The sequence below is a fragment of the Paraburkholderia megapolitana genome (assembly GCF_007556815.1).
Taxonomy (GTDB): domain Bacteria; phylum Pseudomonadota; class Gammaproteobacteria; order Burkholderiales; family Burkholderiaceae; genus Paraburkholderia; species Paraburkholderia megapolitana.
In genome coordinates, this window is record NZ_CP041745.1 from 4,054,290 (window position 1) to 4,072,863 (window position 18,574).

The following is an 18,574-nucleotide window of genomic DNA, read 5'->3' on the forward strand; positions in this document are numbered from 1 at the left end:
CTAGGTGCCGCAGAAGTCCGACGATTATTGCGTAAACACCTGTTGCAGTGCAGAAACCGCGGCGGCGGGGTCGGGTGCTTCGGTGACAGCGCGGACCACGGCCGCGCTGCCGACGCCTGTCACCAGTACGTCGGGCAACACATCGCCGTCGATCCCGCCGATCGCCACGAGCGGCACCACGCCGTCCAGCAACTGGACGTAGCGCGCGAGGCGCGCGAGGCCCTGCGGTTCGGTGGGCAGCGCCTTGGTCGCGGTCGCGAAGATGGCGCCGCAGGCGACGTAGCTGGGCCGGAAATGCAGTGCGACGAGGACTTCGTAGTAGCCGTGGCTCGACAGGCCGAGGCGCACGCCGGCGGCGCTCAGCGCGTGCAGGTCGGCGGTATGGAGATCTTCCTGGCCCAGGTGGACGCCGTAGGCGCCCGCGTCGATGGCGGCCTGCCAGTGATCGTTGATGAACACCTGCGCATCGTGCCGCCGCCCGGCGGCGACACAGCGCGCGATGTCCTGTGCCAGTTCGGCGCTCAACTGTCCGGCCGTGGCGGACTTGTGGCGCAACTGGATGGTCTTCACGCCGAACCCCAGCACCCGCTCGACCCAGTTGGCGTCCGGCAACACCGGGTAGAGGCCCAGCCGGTCCGGGCAACGCGGAAACGGCTGCGCGGGCGCAGCCGGCAACCCGACAACACGCGGGAAACGCGCGAGGTCGGTCGGCCAGGCATCCGCGGCGCGCTTTTCGTCGCCGTCGCGCCAGGCCAGTGCCAGCACCAGTGCGTCATGCGGCGCAAACCCGCAATCGAGGAACGCGGCCAGCGCCGGGATCCAGTCTTCGGGCAAGGCGTCTTCTAGTGCTTCCAGTGGATAGCGCTCGCCGCCCAGATGCAGCGTCGCGCGACCCGGCGCGGCCTCGATCACGCCCGCGCCCTGCACGAGCCAGCGCGCAAGCTGCGCGCCGTCAGGCTGCGTGCCGGCAGCGACAATCAGATCGCCGCCGTTCGCGTCGTCGGGTGGGGTCAGGCAGATGCGCCATGGCGCGTGGGTCGGCGGCCAGTCGCCAAGCCGTGCGCGGATGCGCTCGGCGGCTTCGGTGAGTTCGTCGGCGGGTGGCCAGAAGCGGTCGCCGGTCAGTGGGAACGTCTGCGTCACGCGGCGCTCCCGTCGTGATGCCAGAACGGCATACCGACCACCGGCGTGCTCGCCTCGGCCGCCTCGCGCTCGGCCATCGGCCCGGCAACGTAAGCGGCGCGGCCCGCCTCGGCGGCCAGCGCGAAGGCGCGCGCCATCGCCGGCGGATGGGTCGCCTGCGATACCGCCGTGTTCAGCAGCACCCCGTCGAAGCCCCACTCCATCACCTGGCACGCGTGCGAGGGCACACCGAGCCCGGCGTCGACGATCAGCGGTACGTCGGGCAGCCGCTCACGCAGCACGCGCAACCCGTACGGATTGATGACGCCCTTGCCGGTGCCGATCGGCGCGCCCCACGGCATCAGCGCCTCGCAGCCCACATCGAGCAAGCGTCTACCGATCACGAGATCTTCAGTGCAGTACGGCAGCACCTTGAAGCCTTCCTTCACCAGTTGGGCGGCCGCCTCGATCAGCCCGATCGGGTCGGGTTGCAGCGTGTAGTCGTCGCCGATCAGTTCGAGCTTGATCCAGTCGGTGGCGAAGATTTCGCGCGCCATGTGCGCGGTCGTCACCGCTTCGGCGACGCTCTGGCAGCCGGCGGTGTTCGGCAGCAATGGCACGCTGTGGCGCTTGAGCAGGTCGAAGAAGCCCGCCTCGGCGCCGCCTTCGTTCATCTGACGACGTAGCGCGACGGTGACCATGCCCGGCTGCGCCGCCGCGATCGAATCGGACAGCGACTGCAGCGACGGATAGCGTGAGGTGCCGAGCAGCACGCGGCTCGCGAACGTTTCGCCGTAGAGGCGGAGGGGATCGGCGGAAGCGGGAGAAGTCATTGGGGAATCCTTGCGTCTGACGGTGCGCCGCGGCTCAGCCGCCCGCGACCGGTTGCACGACGTCGAGCCGGTCGCCCGGTTGCAGCGCGCGCGCCGCATGCTGCGTGCGCGCGACGAAATCGCCGTTCAGCGCAACCGCGAACGGCGGCCGCGCGCCCCATGCGGTAAGCGCATCGGCGACGGTGGCGCCGTCGGGCAGCGTCAGCGGTTTCTGGTTGATATGGATGTTCATGGGGTTCGTCAAAAGCGTTTCTTCCGTTTCTTTCGTGGTTCGCGGCAGGCGGCTTCGGTTACGCCGGCTCGCGCGCCGGGTCCGGCTGGTTCAGCGAGTCGAGGTGGAACAGCTCGCTCCAGCGCGCGTCGCGCCGCCAGGTCGCAAACGCGTCGACATCGGCGACACGGCGCTCGAGCAGCGCGGCGGCAAAGCGCACCGCTTCGTCCGCGACTTCCGGCGCGATCATGTAGCCGTGCCGGTACAGGCCGTTCACGCGCAGCGTCTGTGCGCCGTTCCAGACCAGTGCCGGACGATGGTCTGGCATGGTTGGGCGGCAGTGTGCATTGAGTTCGAGGATGCGCGCCTCGCCGAAACCCGGATGCACGGAGAACGCCGCGCTCAGCAATTCGAGCGCCGAGCGCACGCTCACCGGCGACATGTCCTCGCCTTCCACTTCGGTTGCACCGATCACATAGCAGTCGTCCTGCTTCGGCGCGATATAGAGCGGGTAGCGAGGATGCAGCAGGCGCACCGGGCGGGTGAGATCGATGCCAGGCGCGTGTACTCGCGCAACTTCACCGCGGATACCGCGCAGCGTCGGCAGAACCGGTTTTGCGCCAAGGCCGCGACAATCGATCGTGACATGCGCGTCGGGCATCGCGCGATCGTCGATGTGGGTGTTCCAGTGCAGTTCGACGCCGCGTGCCGCGAGCCCCGCCGCAAGTGCGGCAAGCACCTGGCGATTGTCGAGCTGCCCTTCGCGCGGCAACAGCCAGCCTTTCGTGAAGCGGCCGGTCAACGCGGGCTCGGCGGCACCGATCTGCGCGCCGGACAGCGCGACGAAGCCGCTGTCGAGCCACTCGGCCGGCGCGTTCGCACGCACTCGGCGTTCGAACAGCGAAGCTTCCGTGCGATCCGCGTGATGCCACACGATGAGCGAGCCATTGCGCTGAAAGAACACCGGCTCCGGCAATTCGGCGAGCAACCGCGGCCATGCATCGAGCGATGCGGCGCCGAGTTGCGTGATCAGCAGTTCCGCGCTGGCGGCTTCGGCGAGCGGCGCGAGCATCGCGGCGGCGACCCACGCGGCAGCCTGCGTACCTGCTGCATCGCCACGCTCGTACAACGCCACGCGATGCCCGGCGCCGGCCAGACGCCACGCGACGAGCCGCCCGCACAGCCCACCGCCGATCACGGCGAAATCCGGTTTGGGTTGGGTAGCGGTCTTCATCGCGCGGGAACCGGACGCGACGGAGCCCATCCGCAGACGTGCGGACAGACAACGCAAAAAACTGAAGAATAAGCGGTCATCGAATCCTTTCCGTACGGCAGGAAGCGCACGTACCCAAGGACGAAACCGGCGGGCGAAGCCGGCCGGACCACGCACCCATGACGGTGCCGTCCGGCGGAGAAATGGAAGACATCAGAACTTCCGGAAACTTCCCGCGCCGGTATTACCCGGATCGGGTGCGAAGGGTCTCTCTCAGCCTGGCCGCAGCGTGTCGCCCGCGCGCAAAGCACCCCTGTTTCGTCAACGGCCATTAGACCATAAAAGGCCGGAGGCCCGCAAACCGGGGGGCTGCGGCGGGCTGTCCAGCCTGCCTGTGGCGGGTTGCGCGGGGAAATACGGCGAGCTGGGGTGCTCTGGCACAATGCCGTCAACGCAGCGTGGGCCGGCCGGGCCGCCAGGATCCGTTAAGACTCGTTTAAGTGGGTCGGGCCAGAATCGGGCGGTCGCGGCACGGGGTCGATGCCCGGGTCGCAATCACAATTTCGCCGTGGCGCCAACTCGCTACGGACTGAGCCATCAGGGTCCAGCCATCGTGCGCCGGTCCCAGACGAGCCAGCATTTCTCCCAGGATGGTCATGACGCCCAACACTTCCCCTACACCCACGCTAGAGCCCGACGATAAAGTCTCCGCGTGGAGTCTGATCAAGCCGTACTGGGTCTCTGAAGAATGGAAAATCGCCTGGGGACTGCTGGTTACGATCGTTGCGATCAACCTCACGAACGTCTGGATCACCGTCAAGTTCAACACCTGGAACGGCGACTTCTACAACATGCTGCAAGCCAAGAGCGTCAAGGACTTCCCGCACTTGATGATGGTTTGGGCCGTTCTCGTAGCAGCGTTGATCGTCCTCTTTGTATACGGCCGCTATCTGCGGCAGATGCTCGGCTTCCGGTGGCGCCAGTGGCTCACGACACGGTACCTCGAAGAATGGCTCGGCCACGGCGTCTTCTACCGGATCGAGCGCGACCGGCTCGCGGACAACCCCGACCAGCGGATAAGCGATGACCTGCAGTCATTTGCAACCAGCACGCTCACACTGACGCTCGATTTTCTGTCAACCGTCGTCACACTCATTTCGTTCATTACCATCCTCTGGTCCCTGGCTGGCGCATTGACCGTCACGCTCGGGGGCATGCCGCTCGTGATCCCAGGCTACATGGTGTGGGTCGCCGCGCTCTATGCCCTGGCTGGCTCGTACATGACCTACAAGCTCGGCCACCCGCTCGTTGCGATTACCTACCAGCAACAAAAGGTCGAGGCAGATTTTCGTTTCGGCCTGATCCGTGTGCGCGAAAACTCGGAGCAGATCGCGTTCTACGACGGCGAGCAGACCGAACGCGCGAGTGCACAAAACGTCTTCCAGCGCATTCGCGACAACTGGTGGCGTGTGATGAAGTACACGAAGCGCCTGAGCTTCGTGCTGAGCTTCTACGGCAATATCGCGACCATTTTTCCGCTCATTGTCGCCGCGCCCAAGTATTTCTCCGGCGCATTTACCCTAGGCGTGTTGATGCAGATCCAGAATGCGTTCGGCACGGTCAGCGACTCGTTCTCGTGGTTTATCAACAGTTACGGCAGCCTCGTCGAGTGGCGCGCGACGGTGAATCGTCTGCGCGAATTCAAACGTGTCGTCCATGCATCGCACCTGAAAGAAGCGACCTCGCCGGCCACCGCTCATGGCGGCATCAACCTGCACTACGTGGACGAGGACAGGCTCACCACGGACGGTCTCTCGCTCTCCCTGCCGAGTGGCGCCCCGCTCTCGCAGATCCGCGACATCTCGATCCAGCCCGGCTCGCGCTGGTTGGTACGCGGCGCGTCCGGGGCCGGCAAGAGCACCTTGATGCGTGCACTCGCCGGACTGTGGCCATTCGGTAACGGCTCGATCGATGCGCCGGTCAGTGCGCGCATGATGTTCATTCCGCAACAAAGCTATATGCCCATCGGCACGCTGAAGGCCGCGCTCGCCTATCCGTCGTCGGCGGAAACGTACACCGACAACGAATACATCGAAGCGCTGCAGGCTTGCCATCTCGCGGACTACACAGGCCGTCTCGAGGAATCCGCGCACTGGGCTCGCGTGCTGTCGCCCGGCGAGCAGCAACGGCTTGCAGCAGCGCGTGTCCTGCTGCACAAACCCGACTATCTGTTCCTCGACGAAGCGACCAGCGCACTCGATACCGACAACGAAGCGCGGCTCTATCACCTGTTCATCGAGCGGTTGCCGAAGGCGGCCATCATCAGCGTGGCGCATCGCGAGTCGCTGGCGGCGTTCCATGAGGAAACGCTCAACGTCGAACGCAGCGCGGAGCCCGCCGCCGCATGAGCGCGACACGCCGCGTCGTGTTGATCACCGGTGCCGGGTCCGGCATCGGCGCCGCACTTGCACGTCGGCTTGCCACACGTCACGCGGCGTTCGATGCAACACCGGGTACGACCACGCAGCTCGCCTTGATGCTGCACGCTCGCGGCGCGGATTCCGAAGCGCGCGCCCGGCTCGAAGCCGTCGCCGCCAGTTGCACCGCGCACGGTGCGACCTGCGCAACAGTGTTCGGCGATCTTGCCGAACCCGGTGCCGCCGACCACATCGTGCATCAGACGCTCGCTGCGTTCGGTGCACTCGATCATCTGGTCGCAAACGCCGGTCACGCACAACGTCAGACACTCGCTGCACTCGATGCGCACGCGCTCACCGAATCGTTCGCGGCCATGCCCTCGGCATTCGCTGCGCTCGTCAGACGCGCGACGCCCGCGTTGAAAACATCGGAGCACGGTCGCGTGGTCGCGCTCAGTTCGTTCGTCGCGCATCGCTATCGTCAGGACGCGCCGTTCGCAGCGACCGCGGCGGCGAAAGCCGCAATCGAATCGCTGGCGAAAACCGCTGCGGCCGAACTCGCGCCGCATGGCGTCACGGTCAATTGCGTGGCACCCGGCTACACGCGCAAAGATCGCGGCCCGAGCGCTGACAATGCGCCCGCATGGGCGCATGCCGCGCAAGCCACCCCGCTCGGTCACATCGCCGACCCGGACGATGTCGCCGCATTGATCGCCTTCCTGCTGTCCGACGAAGCGCGCCATATCACGGGGCAGGTGATTCATATCGACGGCGGGCTTACCCTCGGTTGATCAACTGAAACAGACAGAAACCTGCGGCAATAACTAGAAAGCACTTTGCCGGCGCGCAGCGTGTTCCCCGCTTTGAATTCCCACCGAGCAGCGACGATAGCGGTGCGAGCCGTGCAGTAGATAGCGGTCCGCGACGATCTTCACCGTTACCGGATGTCGCTCATGCCCCACGATCGTTTTACGCATCGGCCCTTCGCGGCCGCAATCGTCTATTCCGCGGAACGCGTATCGACATGCCGCCGCTGCGCCGAAGCGACGACGTGCAGCGGCAGTGACAGCGCGCATCTTCACTTGAACGGCTGATCCATGCGCACCGCCTCGATCACGCTGCGCGATCGCGCAACCGGACACGCTCTACCGAACACGCGCCGCCGCCGAAACACAGCGCGCCTCACAGCAGGCGCCGCACTCGCCACCGCAACGCTCGCCTTGCACGGCTGCGCATGGACCTTGATCTCAGCGGTCGACGCCACCGGCTCTGTGATCCAGGCCGGCTTCGCCGTCGCGACGCACTACTCGTCGCCGAGCTTCGTCAACGGCGCACCGATCGCAGTCAGCCACATCTGCATCGAGCTGAACCAGAACGTCACAACCGGCGATTTCGTCCCCGCGCTGCAAACGGTATTGACCCAGCGCGGCGTGCAATCGGATCTCTACGGCCCCGGCACATCGCCGCCCAGTTGTGAAGCGCGCCTCGTCTATAGCGCAGCCATCGACTACGGCCGCCGCGCGTTCAGCGACGAATCGACACCGTATCTGTCGACCATCGATCTGACACTTTTGCAGCGTGGCCGCGTTGTTGTGACCGCGCGTTACGAAACCCGCGGCCTCGCTACCGACCGCTTTTCGAGCGCATCGACGAAGCTTTCGGGCCTGGTCGAGCGCATGGTCGTCGACCGGCGTGCCCAGAGTGCGCCTGCGTTGCAGGCCGCCCGCATCGATTGAAACATCCAGCTATCACCTGCTTTCTGTCTGTTCGCGTCGCATTTCATACGCGCTCTTTGCCGCACTTCCCATGCGCCCACACACCGCGAAGAAAGAAAGCGAAAGATTTGCGTGCTTCCGACATGTCCTTTCATCACTTAGGATTTCTTCCATGAGCCAACATATCCTGCTTGTCGACGACGATTCCGTAGTCCGCGATCTCACGCGCGAGTATCTGCAGGCGCGAGGTTATGCGGTATCGGTCCTGCACGATGGTCTTGCACTGCAGCGCCGGTTACAGATCGAACGTCCTGCCCTCGTCGTACTCGACATCATGATGCCGGAGCTGGATGGCATCAGCGCACTGCGCGCGTTGCGCGCAAGCGGAGACGACATTCCTGTCATCCTGCTGACTGCGCGCAACGACGTGATCGATCGCGTGATCGGCCTCGAACTCGGTGCCGACGATTACCTCGGCAAGCCATTCGATCCGAGCGAACTGGTCGCGCGCATCCGCACCGTGCTCAGGCGCCGCGGCAATCCGGTGTCGAGTGCGCCGGAGAGTCGTGCACCGTACCGCTTCGGTCCGTTCGAAGTGAATTTCCCCGCACGCGAACTGCGTCGCGATGACGAGCGCATTGCGCTGCGCTCGAGCGAATTCGCAATCCTCAAGCTGTTCGTCAATCATGCGATGACGATTCTCACGCGCGCGCAGATCATCGAGAAGCTTTATGGTCACGGCGGCGCGTATCGCAACCGCAGTCTCGATGTGTCGATCTGGCGTCTGCGCCGGCTGATCGAAACCGATCCGTCCGAGCCGCGTTATGTGCAGACGGTGTGGGGACACGGCTATGTGTTCGTGCCGCAAGGTGAAGTGGGATTCGCGGAACGCTATACGGATACGCCTGAAGTTGCGGAAACGGCGCAGGCTGCGCGGCCTTAGCGTGTCGTAGCAAAACGCAACCGGGCGTGAATCGAATGCGCGCGGTTGCGTTGCTATAAGCCGATCCGAATTGCGCGGCGAGTCGAGCGATCAACTACAAGCCGCGCTATCACTCAGAAAGTCAGCACGCTCATAAAGAGCCGCTGCAACCAGCCCATCGTCGTCGAATCCGCAAGCATCCCCACTCCCGCCTGCTCGATCCGCGCATTCGCGACCTTGCTCGACGCGACGTAGTTACCCATGTCGATGTCCTTCGGATTGACCACACCCGACAACCGCAACGTGTCGCGATTGCCATTCATCGCGATGATCTTTTCACCTGAGACCACCAGGTTGCCGGTCGGCAGCGTGCCGATCACCGTCACCGCCAGCGTGCCCGACATGCCCGACGTATCCGACACAGTGCCCTGCCCGTTGAACGTCGTGCTCGCCGAGCCGACGTTGAACAGCTTTGCGAGTTTCGCCGCGGCATTCGTCGATTGATCGGCGGCCTGGGCGCTGATATTGCTCGCGCGGCTTGCCGAGGCGTTTGCGCTGCTGTTGCCGCTATACGATTCGGCGAGACGGATCGTCAGCACGTCGCCGATGTGTTGCGCACGCGGCGTTTCGTACAGCGACAGCGCATTGCCCGCCTGATAGATCGCGCCCTGCGTATTGACGTTGAGCGGTGTCGCAGCGAGCGGCGCATACATCGGTGTGTCGACGATCGAGTGCGGTCCGCTCGAACACGCGGCCACACTGACCGCGGTTGTTGCCGCAACGAGAATACGGTGGGAAATCATGATTGCTCCGGGGCAGACGTGACGAAAAGAATCGGGTGCATGAAACTCGCCGTCATCCCGTTTCGGGCAAGCCGGCCTGCAACAACCGCTCGACTGACCTCACCCGCGCATCGGGATCTTTCAGCAGATAGGTCAACGTACCGTTGCCGGTCGCGGGCAACAGACACAGAGTGATCGAACTCACCGCGTTCTCCCAGACATAGACTGGCAACCCCGGCAACCCCGGCAATCCGGACGACGTGCTACCGGTCTGCATGCGCGGTGCGCCATAACGGACCGCGAGCGCACTGCGCAGATCCTCCGCAGTCACACCGTCGACCACAAACGAAATTTCGAAGAGCCGCAGCGGCGCATCGTAGGAGGCGCGCGCAAAACGCAGTACGTGCTCGTCCGCGGGCGCACCGTCGACCACCGCCCGCGACATCTGCCAGCCGTTGCCCGCGCGATGCGCCCAGCGACACGCCACCACCAGGCTGTCGTCGCTCTTCAGACGCATGCCGAGTGCGCCCGCACTGACGTCGGTCTCGCAGACCAGTTCGCTATCGGGCGGCGTTGCGCGTACGGTGCGGTTCGCACGCAGCACGTCGAGCGAGACGCCGAGCGGAATGCCGCGAAAAGCGAACGGCAACGCGGCGGTACGCAGGCGTGCATCGCCGGCCGTGCGACCTGGCGGCGACGTCGGTCCCTGCGCATTGACAGCAATCGATAGCGTCGACACAGCCAGTGCAGCGACGCTCGCAAGCAAGGCTCGTTTCATCTCGTTCAGTCGATGGCGGATGAGCACGCGTCGAACGGCGTAGCAGCCGCGTGCCCGACTACAGGAATGATCTTCAGCGTCGCCGACGCCGCGCGACACGGCAACGCCGCGAGGCCGCAGCCGCTGAGCGGCAGCAACGCCGCGCACACTGCCGACCATGCGGTCACGCGGGCAACACATCGGAGGGTTGTCGACTTGGTCACTTTCGTCACGCAGTGCTCCGCATCACGCAGTGGTGTCGATGTGACGACCGACCAGACCGGTCGGCAGCGACGGCTGCGCAGCCGCAGCCGAGCCAGCGGCTTCGGTCGAGGCTTGCGCGTTGCTGGCGGCGGGTGTTGCCGTGGTGCTGGCAGCTTTGCCGGTTGCGGCCGGGCGAGTCGGCGGCGGAAGAGTTGGACGATGCGTGCTAACGGGGCTGGTCATGATGAACCTCGCGAAATGAATAGGATCTACAGATCAACGCACTATCGATTGCGAACAGATGCGATCAACGGTGGTGCGAGAAGCATCTTCGCGCTGCAAGCGCCTGCGCAATGGGCGAAGCAGCGCGCGCTTTTCCACGGCGCTTACTGCGCGTTGCGAAGCCGCTCCAAAACTTTCGCGGGTCGTGTTTTGATATCGCGCAATCCCACACCATCGCGCTGCAACGCCCGCAGGACGGCGCTTACATAGATATGTAAGTAACCGTAAGAAAGCTGTCACGCGCACGGGGCACTGACCGGTCTAAAATTTCACGATGAATCCACAGGTCCTTATCGTCGACGACGATTCCGTGGTGCGCGATCTGTTGTGCCGGTTCCTGCAGGCGAACGGGCTCGACGTCTCCGTGCTGCACGATGGCACCCATCTGAAACGGCGGCTCGAACGCGAGCGGCCGTCGGTGGTGGTGCTCGACATCATGATGCCGAAGACCGACGGGCTGCGCGCGCTCACCGCGTTGCGCGAGGCCGGCGACGACATCCCTGTGATCTTCGCGTCCGCGCGCGGCACGGTGGCCGACCGCATCGCAGGTCTGTCGCTCGGCGCCGACGACTACATCACGAAACCCTACGATCCGCGCGAGCTGCTCGTGCGCATTCACGCGGTGCTGCGTCGACGCGGTCCGGTCACTTCGAGCGCGCCTGAAGTACGCGAACGCTATCGCTTCGGTCCGTTCGAACTCGACTACGCGACCCGCACGCTGCTGCACGACGGCACGCGCGTCGCGCTGCGCGACAGCGAGTTCGCGCTCCTGAAGATCTTCAGCACGAATCCGTACAAGGTGCTGTCGCGCGCACTGATCCACGATCTCGTCCATCGCGACGACCTCGCGTTTCGCGATCGCAGCCTCGATGTGCCGATCTGGCGGCTGCGTCGCGTGATCGAGGACGATCCTTCGAATCCGCGCTACGTGCAGACCGTGCGCAGCCGCGGCTATGTGTTCGTGCCGGATGCATCGGATCCGGATCTCGACGGCGCAGAAAACGATTCGAGTGCCGCCGTCCCCGACCGTAACGCGAACGAAGCAGCGGCAGGCTCATGAGAAATCCGTTGAATACGCTGTTTGGCCGCATGGCGCTGATGTCGACGGTCGTGCTGTTCGCGATTCAGGCCGGCTGGTTCGTGCTGGTCGTGCGGCAGCCGCCGCGGCACGAGATCGACGGTTTTGCGCGCGGCATGCTGCTCGTGCTGCATGCCGCGAACGGTGAATCGTCGAGCGGCGCGGAACTCGCGCCCGCGTTGCGCGTGCATCTCGTGCCGACCTGGAACATGCCGGGCGCCGTGCATCTGCGCACTCCGATCCAGCCGCCGCTCGTCGAGTTGCGCCAGCATCTGCTCGACAACCTGCCGGCCGGCACGCAGATCGTCGCCGACGATGCACACCCGCCGCGCATCTGGGTTCGCTTTCCCGACAAGCCGATGTGGATCGTCGCGCCGGTCGACATTCCACCGCCGCCGCGCTTTCTGCTCGCGGCAGGCACGATGCTGATCGCCGCACTGATCCTGTCGCTGGTGGCCGCGTGGCAGATCCAGCGGCCGCTGTCGCGTGTCGCGGGCGCGGCCCGAGCGTTCGGCGATGGCGCGCGGCCGGAGCCAATCGGCGAACAGGGGCCGCGCGAACTCGTCGATCTGATCGGTTCGTTCAACGGCATGATGCGGCGCCTGAACGAAGCCGACGACGATCAGGCGGTCATGCTCGCCGGCGTCGCCCACGATCTGAAAGCGCCGCTCACGCGTCTGAAACTGCGCGCGAGCGTGCTCACGTCGGAGCGCGATCGCGCCGACTTCATCCGCGACATCGATTCGTTGACTAACATCGTCCAGCAGTTTCTGGAGTTCGCAGGCCAGGCCGCCGATGCCGGGCCGCCAGTCGAAGTCGATACGTTCCTGCGCGAGCAGTTTTCGTCCGGTGAATCGCTCGATGACGAACCGCTCTTCTCACTCGACCTGCAGGCCGGCCCGGCCTTCACGCTGCCGCGCACGACGCTCGACCGCCTGATCACGAATCTCGTCGATAACGCGCTCGAACACGGCGCGCCGCCCGTCGACATCGCGACCTCGCGCGACGGACGTCACTGGATCGTCAGCGTGCACGATCACGGTTCGGGCATTGCCGAAGACCGGATTGCGGCGGCGATGAAGCCGTTCGTGCGGCTCGATGCAGCGCGTGGCGGAGAGGGGCATTGCGGGCTGGGTCTGGCGATCGTCGCGCGGCTTGCGCATGATCGCGGTGGTCGCTGCGATGTGGGCAACCACCCGGAAGGCGGGCTGTGGGTGCGAATCGTGTTGCCGGTCGCGCAGGACCTCCGACCGGAGCGGCCGGACCGGATCGAGCGAGCGGAACGACCCGAACGCCCGGAGCGCACGAAGGCGCTCGCTTATCCCTGAGAATTGCGGACTCTTACGTCGCCGCGCGCGTTGCTTACGTGGGTTTACCGATGGCCATTTACGGCGCCAGCCGCGCGTATAGTCGGCGCTGGCTCGTTGAGCTATTCCCCTCGGTCCGATTCGCCCGGCACGGCAATCGGGCCTTTTTTACGCTGTACGACGCTTTACGCGACGACGAAGGTCGACTGCGGACGTGGCCTTGCTGCGCCAATCCGGTCAAATCAGACCAGATCAGGTCAGCTAACGAGCCGCGCGCGCAAGCGTGCCACTGTCGCCTGCGACAACCCAAGGCCCGCGGTCAGATAGCCGTTCATCGTGCTGTAGCTCGCCTGCACCTGATCGACGGCAGCCTGCAGGAAGCTCGCCTGCGCGGCATAGAGCGGCGCGGCGGCTGCAGCAGCGGCCTCGCCGTGCTGCACACGCATCACCGCGAGGCTCGTCTGGGTCGATGCCGCGTTATACGTATTCGTCAGGAGATAGTCCTGCATCACGACGTCGAACGGCACGTTTGCCACGCTGAGCAGCACGGCGGCCACCCAGCCGGTGATGTCCTTGCCGTCGTCGCAGTGAAAGAGCTGCGCGCCGGTCGTGCTGGCGAGCCGCGTCAGCAGTGCGCCAAAGCCCGCGCGCTGTGCCTCGCCGCTCACGAAGCTGCGCCATTGGGCCTCCATCATCGCGACGGCATCGGTAGACGTGGCGGGTAGCAGCGCGGGCGGCTCGGACGTGCCGTCGATATTGAAGTTCACATAGGCAGCGCCTACCGGTACGACGTCGCGTGCGGCGGCGATTTCGGCGGGCGTGCGCAGGTCGTAATCGACAGTGATGCCGAGCGTGTCGAGCGTGGCCTTGTCGGAAGCGGTGAGCGTCAGCGCGCCAGAGCGGTAGAAGCGGCCGCGCTGCACACGCGCGCCATCGACGGTCGTGTAACCGTCGGCCGGCCCGCTCACATCGCGGAAATTCTCCACCGAAGCGATGCGCGGCGTGGTGGACGTGTCGGCATCGACCGCGCCGCCGCAGCCTGTCAGCAGCGTGCCCGTGAAGCCCGACAGCGCAAACAGGCCGGCGGCGCCCTTCAGCAGCGAGCGCCGGCCGTTGTCGACCTGCGCGGAACGCCGCGCCGGGCCGGGCTGTGGTCGGTCGCCGGGGGGTAAAGCGCGCGCTGTCGCAGTGGGATTCATGTTCGAGCCGTCCGGGGTAAGCGCGGGTGCGCAAAGGAAGTCGAAGGCCGCGTGCAGCGCACACGTCGACAGGCAGTTTACCGGCAATCGTGAAAATCGAGATTACAGAGCAACAAACGGTAAGGAAAGTTCCTGCGCCGGATCGCCCGTGTGCGCCGGGTCGCTCGCTCATTGCCCGCAAAACCTTGCTACAGCACGGTTCTTTTTTGTTCCAGATGGCTTACACACAATAACGCGCCGTAAAATACCGACCACCCCGGCGCAGGCCGCCCCCCGTGCGGGACAGGAGGAGAAGAGACAGAATGGGATCATTCCAGTGGTTCACCGAGTTGACGCCGCGCGAGCGACGCACGCTGTATGCGGGTTTCGGCGGTTATGCAGTCGATGCGTTCGACTTCATGATCTACTCGTTCCTGATCCCAACCCTGATCGCCGCATGGGGCATGTCGAAAAGCGAAGCGGGCATGATCGCGACGAGTTCGCTGATCTCATCGGCACTGGGCGGCTGGATCGCCGGCATTCTCGCTGACCGCTACGGGCGTGTGCGCGTGCTGCAGTGGACTATCGCGACGTTCGCGGTCTTCACGTGTCTATCCGGCTTCACGCATTCGTTCTGGCAACTGCTCACCACCCGCACGCTGCAGGGTTTCGGTTTTGGCGGCGAGTGGTCGGTGGTGACGATCATGATGGCCGAGACGATCCGCTCGCCGCAGCATCGCGCGAAAGCAGTCGGTACCGTGCAGAGCAGCTGGTCGTTCGGTTGGGGTGCGGCTGCGATCCTGTACTGGGCATTCTTCGCACTGCTGCCCGAGCAGCTCGCGTGGCGCGCATGCTTCTGGATCGGTCTCGCGCCCGCGCTGTGGATCCTCTACATCCGCCGCAATGTCAGCGACCCGGATATCTATGTAGCCACCCGCCGCGCGCGCGAAAGCGGTTTCGACACCTCGCATTTCCTGCAGATTTTTTCGTTCCCGCATCTGAAAACCACGCTGCTCGGCAGCGCGTTGTGCACCGGTATGCTCGGTGGATACTACGCAATCACGACATGGCTGCCGACCTATCTGAAGACCGTGCGGCATCTGTCGGTGTTCAATACGAGCGGTTATCTCGTCGTGCTGATTACCGGTTCGTTCTGCGGCTATATCGTCGGTTCCATCCTGTGCGACCGGATCGGGCGGCGCGCATCGTTCGTGCTGTTCGCAATCGGGTCGTTCGTGCTCGGCATGGTCTACACAATGCTGCCGGTCACCGACAGCATGATGCTGCTGCTCGGCTTTCCGCTCGGCATCGTCGTGCAAGGGATCTTCGCCGGCGTTGGCGCGTATCTGTCGGAGTTGTATCCGAGTGCGATCCGCGGCTCGGGTCAGGGCTTCTGCTACAACCTCGGACGCGGTATCGGCTCGTTCTTCCCGATTCTCGTCGGTACGCTATCGCAGACAACGACGCTCGTGAAAGCGATGGGGGTCGTCGCCGGTTCGGGTTATCTGCTCGTCATCGTGTCGGCACTGTGCCTGCCGGAAACCAAAGGCAAGTCGCTCACCGAAGCTCCTACCATCGCCTGATTCACGCGCCAACGCTATGCATACGATCGTACTGGGTGGTGGCGTGATCGGCGTCTCGACAGCCTTTTTTCTGCGCGAGCAGGGGTGCGAAGTCACGGTCATCGAACGCGAAGTCGATGTCGCGTTGTCCACAAGCTTCGGCAACGCGGGAGTAATCGCACCCGGCTACGTCACGCCGTGGGCCGCGCCCGGTATGCCCGCGAAGATCGCCAAGTATCTGTTCAAGCCAGCTTCACCGCTGATCTTCCGGCCCACGCTCGACCCGGCGCAATGGCGCTGGATCGCGCGCTGGCTGCGCGAATGCGATCTCGCGCGGTTTCGCGTGAACAAACAACGGATGCAGCGTGTCGCGTACTACAGCCGCGCGTGTCTGCAGGAATTCCGCACGCGCTATCCGTTCGAGTACGGGCGTAGCAAAGGTTATCTGCAGCTCTTTCGCAGCGACTACGACGTCGAACTTGCGCAGCCTTCGCTTGCGGTGCTGCGCGATGCCGGTATCGCGCATCGTGAAGTGAGCGCCGCCGAATGCGTGCAGATCGAACCGGGCTTGCGCTGGGCGCGCGAAACGCCGGTTTCCGGTCTGTATCTGCCGGACGATGAAGCCGGCGATTGCGCGCGCTTCACACGCGAGCTGCGCATGCTGTGCGAAAGAGCCGGTGTGCGGTTTCGCTTCGAAACCAGCGTCGGCGCGCTCGACGTGCAAGGTGGTGCGGTGCGTGGTGTGCGTATCGACAGTGCGCGCGGCAGCGAGACGCTGGCGGCGGATGCGGTGGTGGTTGCGCTCGGTGTCGACAGTGCGGCACTGCTCGCGCCGCTCGGCGTGAAGGTGCCGCTCTATCCGGTGAAGGGCTACTCGGCGACGCTGCCGGTTATCGATGACGAAAAGGCACCGCGCGCTGCTCTGATGGACGAATCGCTGAAGACGGCGATCACGCGCTTCGGTACCAACCTGCGCGTAGCCGGCACCGCCGAACTCGGCAATGCCCGCGCGACGCTGCGCGAACAGGCGCTGCATACGCTGATGAAAGTCCTCGACGACTGGTTTCCGCATGCGGCAAAACCATCGTCCGCGCACTTCTGGGTAGGACGCCGGCCAATGACACCGGATGGCGCACCACTGCTCGGGCCATCGGGTGTCGACAACCTGTGGATCAATCTCGGACACGGTTCAACGGGCTGGGCGATGTCGCTCGGCTCCGCGCGCGTCGTCGCCGATCTGATCACGCAGCGCACACCGGAGATCGATCTCGACGGGCTTACGCTTGCGCGCTATCGGCGCGCGTAATTTGCGGCGGTTGCTTCGTTGATACATCGTAAAAAAACCGGGTCGCCCTCACGGGCGCCCGGTTTTGTCTCGTACTACGCTGTCGTCTCCACCTGTTCCTGCAACTCGTGAACGCGGCAGCGCCGCTGCCAGATTCAGCTTCGGCTTCAGCGCGGCAGATCCGAATGTCCCATCAGGTACGCATCGACCGAACGCGCACATTGCCGGCCTTCGCGAATCGCCCACACGACGAGCGACTGGCCGCGACGCATATCGCCCGCCGCGAAAACCTTGTCCACCGACGTGTAGTACGCCTTGTCGCCTTCGGTAGCCGCACGCACGTTGCCGCGCGCGTCCTTGTCGACGCCGAACGCTTCGAGCACCGGCGACACCGGCTGCGTGAAGCCCATCGCGAGCAGCACGAGATCGGCCTTCATATCGAACTCGGAACCCGGCACTTCCTGCATCTTGCCGTCCTTCCATTCGACACGCACCGCCACCAGCTTCTCGACCTTGCCGTTCTTGCCTTCGAAACGCTTGGTCGCGACCGCCCAGTCGCGCTCGCACCCTTCTTCGTGCGACGACGACGTGCGCAGCTTGATCGGCCAGTACGGCCAGACGAGCGGCTTGTTCTCTTCTTCCGGCGGCTGCGGCAACAATTCGAACTGCGTGACGCCCTTCGCACCGTGCCGGTTCGACGTACCGACGCAATCGGAGCCCGTATCGCCACCACCGATCACGACGACATGCTTGCCCTTCGCGACCAGTTGATCGACGACCTTGTCGCCGGCATTGATCTTGTTCTGCTGCGGCAGGAACTCCATCGCGTAGTGAATGCCGGCGAGTTCGCGGCCCGGTACCGGCAGATCGCGCGGCGTTTCCGAACCGCCCGAAATCACGATCGCATCGAACTGTTCTTTCAGTTCTTCAGGTGTGACGGTTTCCTTCGCGGTGTTGCCGATATGCGCCGGCAGCGCATCCTTGCCGACGAACACGTTCGGGCGGAACGTCACGCCTTCCGCTTCCATCTGGCGCATGCGCCGATCGATCAGCCACTTTTCGAGCTTGAAGTCGGGGATACCATAACGCAGCAATCCGCCGATCCGGTCGTTCTTCTCGAACACCGTCACGTCGTGGCCCGCACGTGCGAGTTGTTGCGCGGCGGCGAGGCCTGCAGGACCTGACCCGACCACGGCAACCTTCTTGCCGGTCTTGTGCTTCGGCGGCAGCGGCGCAACCCAGCCTTCGGACCACGCCTTGTCGATGATCGCGTGCTCGATCGACTTGATGCCGACGGGGTCGTCGTTGATGCCGAGCGTGCACGCCGATTCGCACGGTGCCGGGCAGATGCGGCCCGTGAACTCGGGGAAATTATTGGTGGAATGCAGCACGTCGATCGCCGTCTTCCAGTCCTGATGAAACACCAGGTCGTTGAAGTCCGGGATGATGTTGTTCACCGGGCAGCCGTTGTTGCAAAACGGAATGCCGCAGTCCATGCAACGTGCGCCCTGAATCTTCGCTTCGTCATCGCTCAATGCGGCGACGAATTCCTTGTAGTGCTTCACACGTGTGAGCGGAGCTTCGTACGCCTCGTGGCGGCGTTCGAACTCGAGAAAGCCGGTTGCCTTGCCCATGTGGTTCTCGTGTCTATCTGTATCGAGTGAGGGGAGCGGTGTCCGCCGCATCGAATGCGGCGGCACATCAGC

At 64.6% G+C, this 18,574-nt stretch carries 18 protein-coding genes and 1 riboswitch; of the genes, 8 read left to right on the top strand and 10 right to left on the bottom strand.

What is annotated here, in order from left to right:
• Window positions 1-24: 24 nt before the first annotated feature.
• Genes thiE through FNZ07_RS31485 form a run of 4 tightly spaced genes read right to left on the bottom strand, consistent with a single transcriptional unit; the run spans window position 25 to window position 3,400 of the window.
• The gene (thiE, locus tag FNZ07_RS31470; RefSeq protein WP_091019723.1) at window positions 25-1,143 is read right to left on the bottom strand and encodes a thiamine phosphate synthase; all 1,119 of its coding nucleotides are present in this window, start codon (window positions 1,141-1,143) and stop codon (window positions 25-27) included.
• Window positions 1,140-1,955: a thiazole synthase gene (locus tag FNZ07_RS31475; protein ID WP_091019722.1), complete on the bottom strand. Its 816-nt coding sequence runs from the start codon at window positions 1,953-1,955 to the stop codon at window positions 1,140-1,142. Before FNZ07_RS31475 ends, thiE begins: the two co-directional genes overlap by 4 nt.
• Before the next feature lie 34 nt (window positions 1,956-1,989).
• A complete protein-coding gene (thiS, locus tag FNZ07_RS31480; RefSeq protein WP_091019721.1) occupies window positions 1,990-2,187 on the bottom strand; it encodes a sulfur carrier protein ThiS in 198 nt (65 codons plus the stop codon).
• Window positions 2,188-2,245: 58 nt separating this feature from the next.
• Complete coding sequence (locus FNZ07_RS31485; RefSeq protein ID WP_091019919.1) at window positions 2,246-3,400, bottom strand: FAD-dependent oxidoreductase; 1,155 nt, start codon at window positions 3,398-3,400, stop codon at window positions 2,246-2,248.
• A gap of 192 nt (window positions 3,401-3,592) precedes the next feature.
• A riboswitch (TPP riboswitch) is annotated at window positions 3,593-3,704 on the bottom strand.
• A 331-nt stretch (window positions 3,705-4,035) separates the two neighbouring features.
• On the opposite strand from FNZ07_RS31485, the gene FNZ07_RS31490 reads away from it, so the two are divergent.
• The 4 genes from FNZ07_RS31490 (at window position 4,036) to FNZ07_RS31505 (ending at window position 8,454) form a co-directional block, all read left to right on the top strand.
• Window positions 4,036-5,787, top strand: a complete 1,752-nt coding sequence (locus tag FNZ07_RS31490; protein ID WP_091019720.1) for an ABC transporter ATP-binding protein/permease — start codon at window positions 4,036-4,038, stop codon at window positions 5,785-5,787.
• Window positions 5,784-6,587, top strand: coding sequence for an SDR family NAD(P)-dependent oxidoreductase (locus tag FNZ07_RS31495; RefSeq protein ID WP_091019719.1), 804 nt, complete (start codon window positions 5,784-5,786; stop codon window positions 6,585-6,587). Before FNZ07_RS31490 ends, FNZ07_RS31495 begins: the two co-directional genes overlap by 4 nt.
• Window positions 6,588-6,893: 306 nt before the next feature.
• Window positions 6,894-7,532 carry a hypothetical protein gene (locus FNZ07_RS31500; RefSeq protein WP_245811743.1) on the top strand — a complete coding sequence of 213 codons (639 nt, stop codon included), beginning with the start codon at window positions 6,894-6,896 and terminating at the stop codon, window positions 7,530-7,532.
• 151 nt (window positions 7,533-7,683) lie between these two features.
• A complete protein-coding gene (locus tag FNZ07_RS31505; protein ID WP_091019717.1) occupies window positions 7,684-8,454 on the top strand; it encodes a response regulator in 771 nt (256 codons plus the stop codon).
• Window positions 8,455-8,567: 113 nt separating this feature from the next.
• Here the strand turns inward: FNZ07_RS31505 and FNZ07_RS31510 are convergent, their stop codons facing one another.
• From FNZ07_RS31510 to FNZ07_RS31525, 4 genes are read right to left on the bottom strand one after another with little or no spacing between them, the layout of a single operon-like run.
• Window positions 8,568-9,236, bottom strand: coding sequence for a flagellar basal body L-ring protein FlgH (locus tag FNZ07_RS31510; protein ID WP_091019715.1), 669 nt, complete (start codon window positions 9,234-9,236; stop codon window positions 8,568-8,570).
• A gap of 52 nt (window positions 9,237-9,288) precedes the next feature.
• Window positions 9,289-9,993: a hypothetical protein gene (locus FNZ07_RS31515; protein WP_245811742.1), complete on the bottom strand. Its 705-nt coding sequence runs from the start codon at window positions 9,991-9,993 to the stop codon at window positions 9,289-9,291.
• Between the two features lie 5 nt (window positions 9,994-9,998).
• The gene (locus FNZ07_RS31520; protein ID WP_322788663.1) at window positions 9,999-10,160 is read right to left on the bottom strand and encodes a DUF6726 family protein; all 162 of its coding nucleotides are present in this window, start codon (window positions 10,158-10,160) and stop codon (window positions 9,999-10,001) included.
• Window positions 10,161-10,218: 58 nt separating this feature from the next.
• Window positions 10,219-10,419, bottom strand: coding sequence for a hypothetical protein (locus FNZ07_RS31525; protein WP_091019713.1), 201 nt, complete (start codon window positions 10,417-10,419; stop codon window positions 10,219-10,221).
• Between the two features lie 313 nt (window positions 10,420-10,732).
• Here FNZ07_RS31525 and FNZ07_RS31530 point away from each other — a divergent pair, with 313 nt between their 5' ends.
• Window positions 10,733-11,518, top strand: a complete 786-nt coding sequence (locus FNZ07_RS31530) for a response regulator (RefSeq protein ID WP_091019711.1) — start codon at window positions 10,733-10,735, stop codon at window positions 11,516-11,518.
• Entirely contained in the window at window positions 11,515-12,864 is a 1,350-nt protein-coding gene (locus tag FNZ07_RS31535) for an ATP-binding protein (RefSeq protein ID WP_091019708.1), read from the top strand. The genes FNZ07_RS31530 and FNZ07_RS31535 overlap by 4 nt, the downstream gene beginning before the upstream one ends.
• A gap of 236 nt (window positions 12,865-13,100) precedes the next feature.
• Here FNZ07_RS31535 and FNZ07_RS31540 read toward each other — a convergent pair whose 3' ends face one another.
• A complete protein-coding gene (locus FNZ07_RS31540; protein ID WP_091019706.1) occupies window positions 13,101-14,042 on the bottom strand; it encodes a tyrosine-protein phosphatase in 942 nt (313 codons plus the stop codon).
• Between the two features lie 302 nt (window positions 14,043-14,344).
• Between FNZ07_RS31540 and FNZ07_RS31545 the strand changes: the two genes are divergently transcribed.
• Both FNZ07_RS31545 and FNZ07_RS31550 read left to right on the top strand, forming a co-directional pair.
• Window positions 14,345-15,604: an MFS transporter gene (locus FNZ07_RS31545; protein WP_091019703.1), complete on the top strand. Its 1,260-nt coding sequence runs from the start codon at window positions 14,345-14,347 to the stop codon at window positions 15,602-15,604.
• 16 nt (window positions 15,605-15,620) lie between these two features.
• Complete coding sequence (locus FNZ07_RS31550; RefSeq protein ID WP_091019701.1) at window positions 15,621-16,889, top strand: D-amino acid dehydrogenase; 1,269 nt, start codon at window positions 15,621-15,623, stop codon at window positions 16,887-16,889.
• 146 nt (window positions 16,890-17,035) lie between these two features.
• On the opposite strand, the gene FNZ07_RS31555 is transcribed toward FNZ07_RS31550, so the two are convergent.
• Window positions 17,036-18,502, bottom strand: coding sequence for a glutamate synthase subunit beta (locus FNZ07_RS31555; protein WP_091019699.1), 1,467 nt, complete (start codon window positions 18,500-18,502; stop codon window positions 17,036-17,038).
• Between the last annotated feature and the right edge of the window lie 72 nt (window positions 18,503-18,574).

Coding starts and splice junctions, on each gene's coding strand:
- FNZ07_RS31525 (WP_091019713.1), bottom strand. CDS start 10,419: ATGACCAGCCCCGTTAGCACGCATCGTCCAACTCTTCCGCCGCCGACT.
- FNZ07_RS31505 (WP_091019717.1), top strand. CDS start 7,684: ATGAGCCAACATATCCTGCTTGTCGACGACGATTCCGTAGTCCGCGAT.
- FNZ07_RS31555 (WP_091019699.1), bottom strand. CDS start 18,502: ATGGGCAAGGCAACCGGCTTTCTCGAGTTCGAACGCCGCCACGAGGCG.
- FNZ07_RS31530 (WP_091019711.1), top strand. CDS start 10,733: ATGAATCCACAGGTCCTTATCGTCGACGACGATTCCGTGGTGCGCGAT.
- FNZ07_RS31550 (WP_091019701.1), top strand. CDS start 15,621: ATGCATACGATCGTACTGGGTGGTGGCGTGATCGGCGTCTCGACAGCC.
- FNZ07_RS31500 (WP_245811743.1), top strand. CDS start 6,894: ATGCGCACCGCCTCGATCACGCTGCGCGATCGCGCAACCGGACACGCT.
- FNZ07_RS31485 (WP_091019919.1), bottom strand. CDS start 3,400: ATGAAGACCGCTACCCAACCCAAACCGGATTTCGCCGTGATCGGCGGT.
- thiS (WP_091019721.1), bottom strand. CDS start 2,187: ATGAACATCCATATCAACCAGAAACCGCTGACGCTGCCCGACGGCGCC.
- FNZ07_RS31510 (WP_091019715.1), bottom strand. CDS start 9,236: ATGATTTCCCACCGTATTCTCGTTGCGGCAACAACCGCGGTCAGTGTG.
- FNZ07_RS31515 (WP_245811742.1), bottom strand. CDS start 9,993: ATGAAACGAGCCTTGCTTGCGAGCGTCGCTGCACTGGCTGTGTCGACG.
- FNZ07_RS31540 (WP_091019706.1), bottom strand. CDS start 14,042: ATGAATCCCACTGCGACAGCGCGCGCTTTACCCCCCGGCGACCGACCA.
- FNZ07_RS31490 (WP_091019720.1), top strand. CDS start 4,036: ATGACGCCCAACACTTCCCCTACACCCACGCTAGAGCCCGACGATAAA.
- FNZ07_RS31535 (WP_091019708.1), top strand. CDS start 11,515: ATGAGAAATCCGTTGAATACGCTGTTTGGCCGCATGGCGCTGATGTCG.
- FNZ07_RS31495 (WP_091019719.1), top strand. CDS start 5,784: ATGAGCGCGACACGCCGCGTCGTGTTGATCACCGGTGCCGGGTCCGGC.
- FNZ07_RS31475 (WP_091019722.1), bottom strand. CDS start 1,955: ATGACTTCTCCCGCTTCCGCCGATCCCCTCCGCCTCTACGGCGAAACG.
- FNZ07_RS31545 (WP_091019703.1), top strand. CDS start 14,345: ATGGGATCATTCCAGTGGTTCACCGAGTTGACGCCGCGCGAGCGACGC.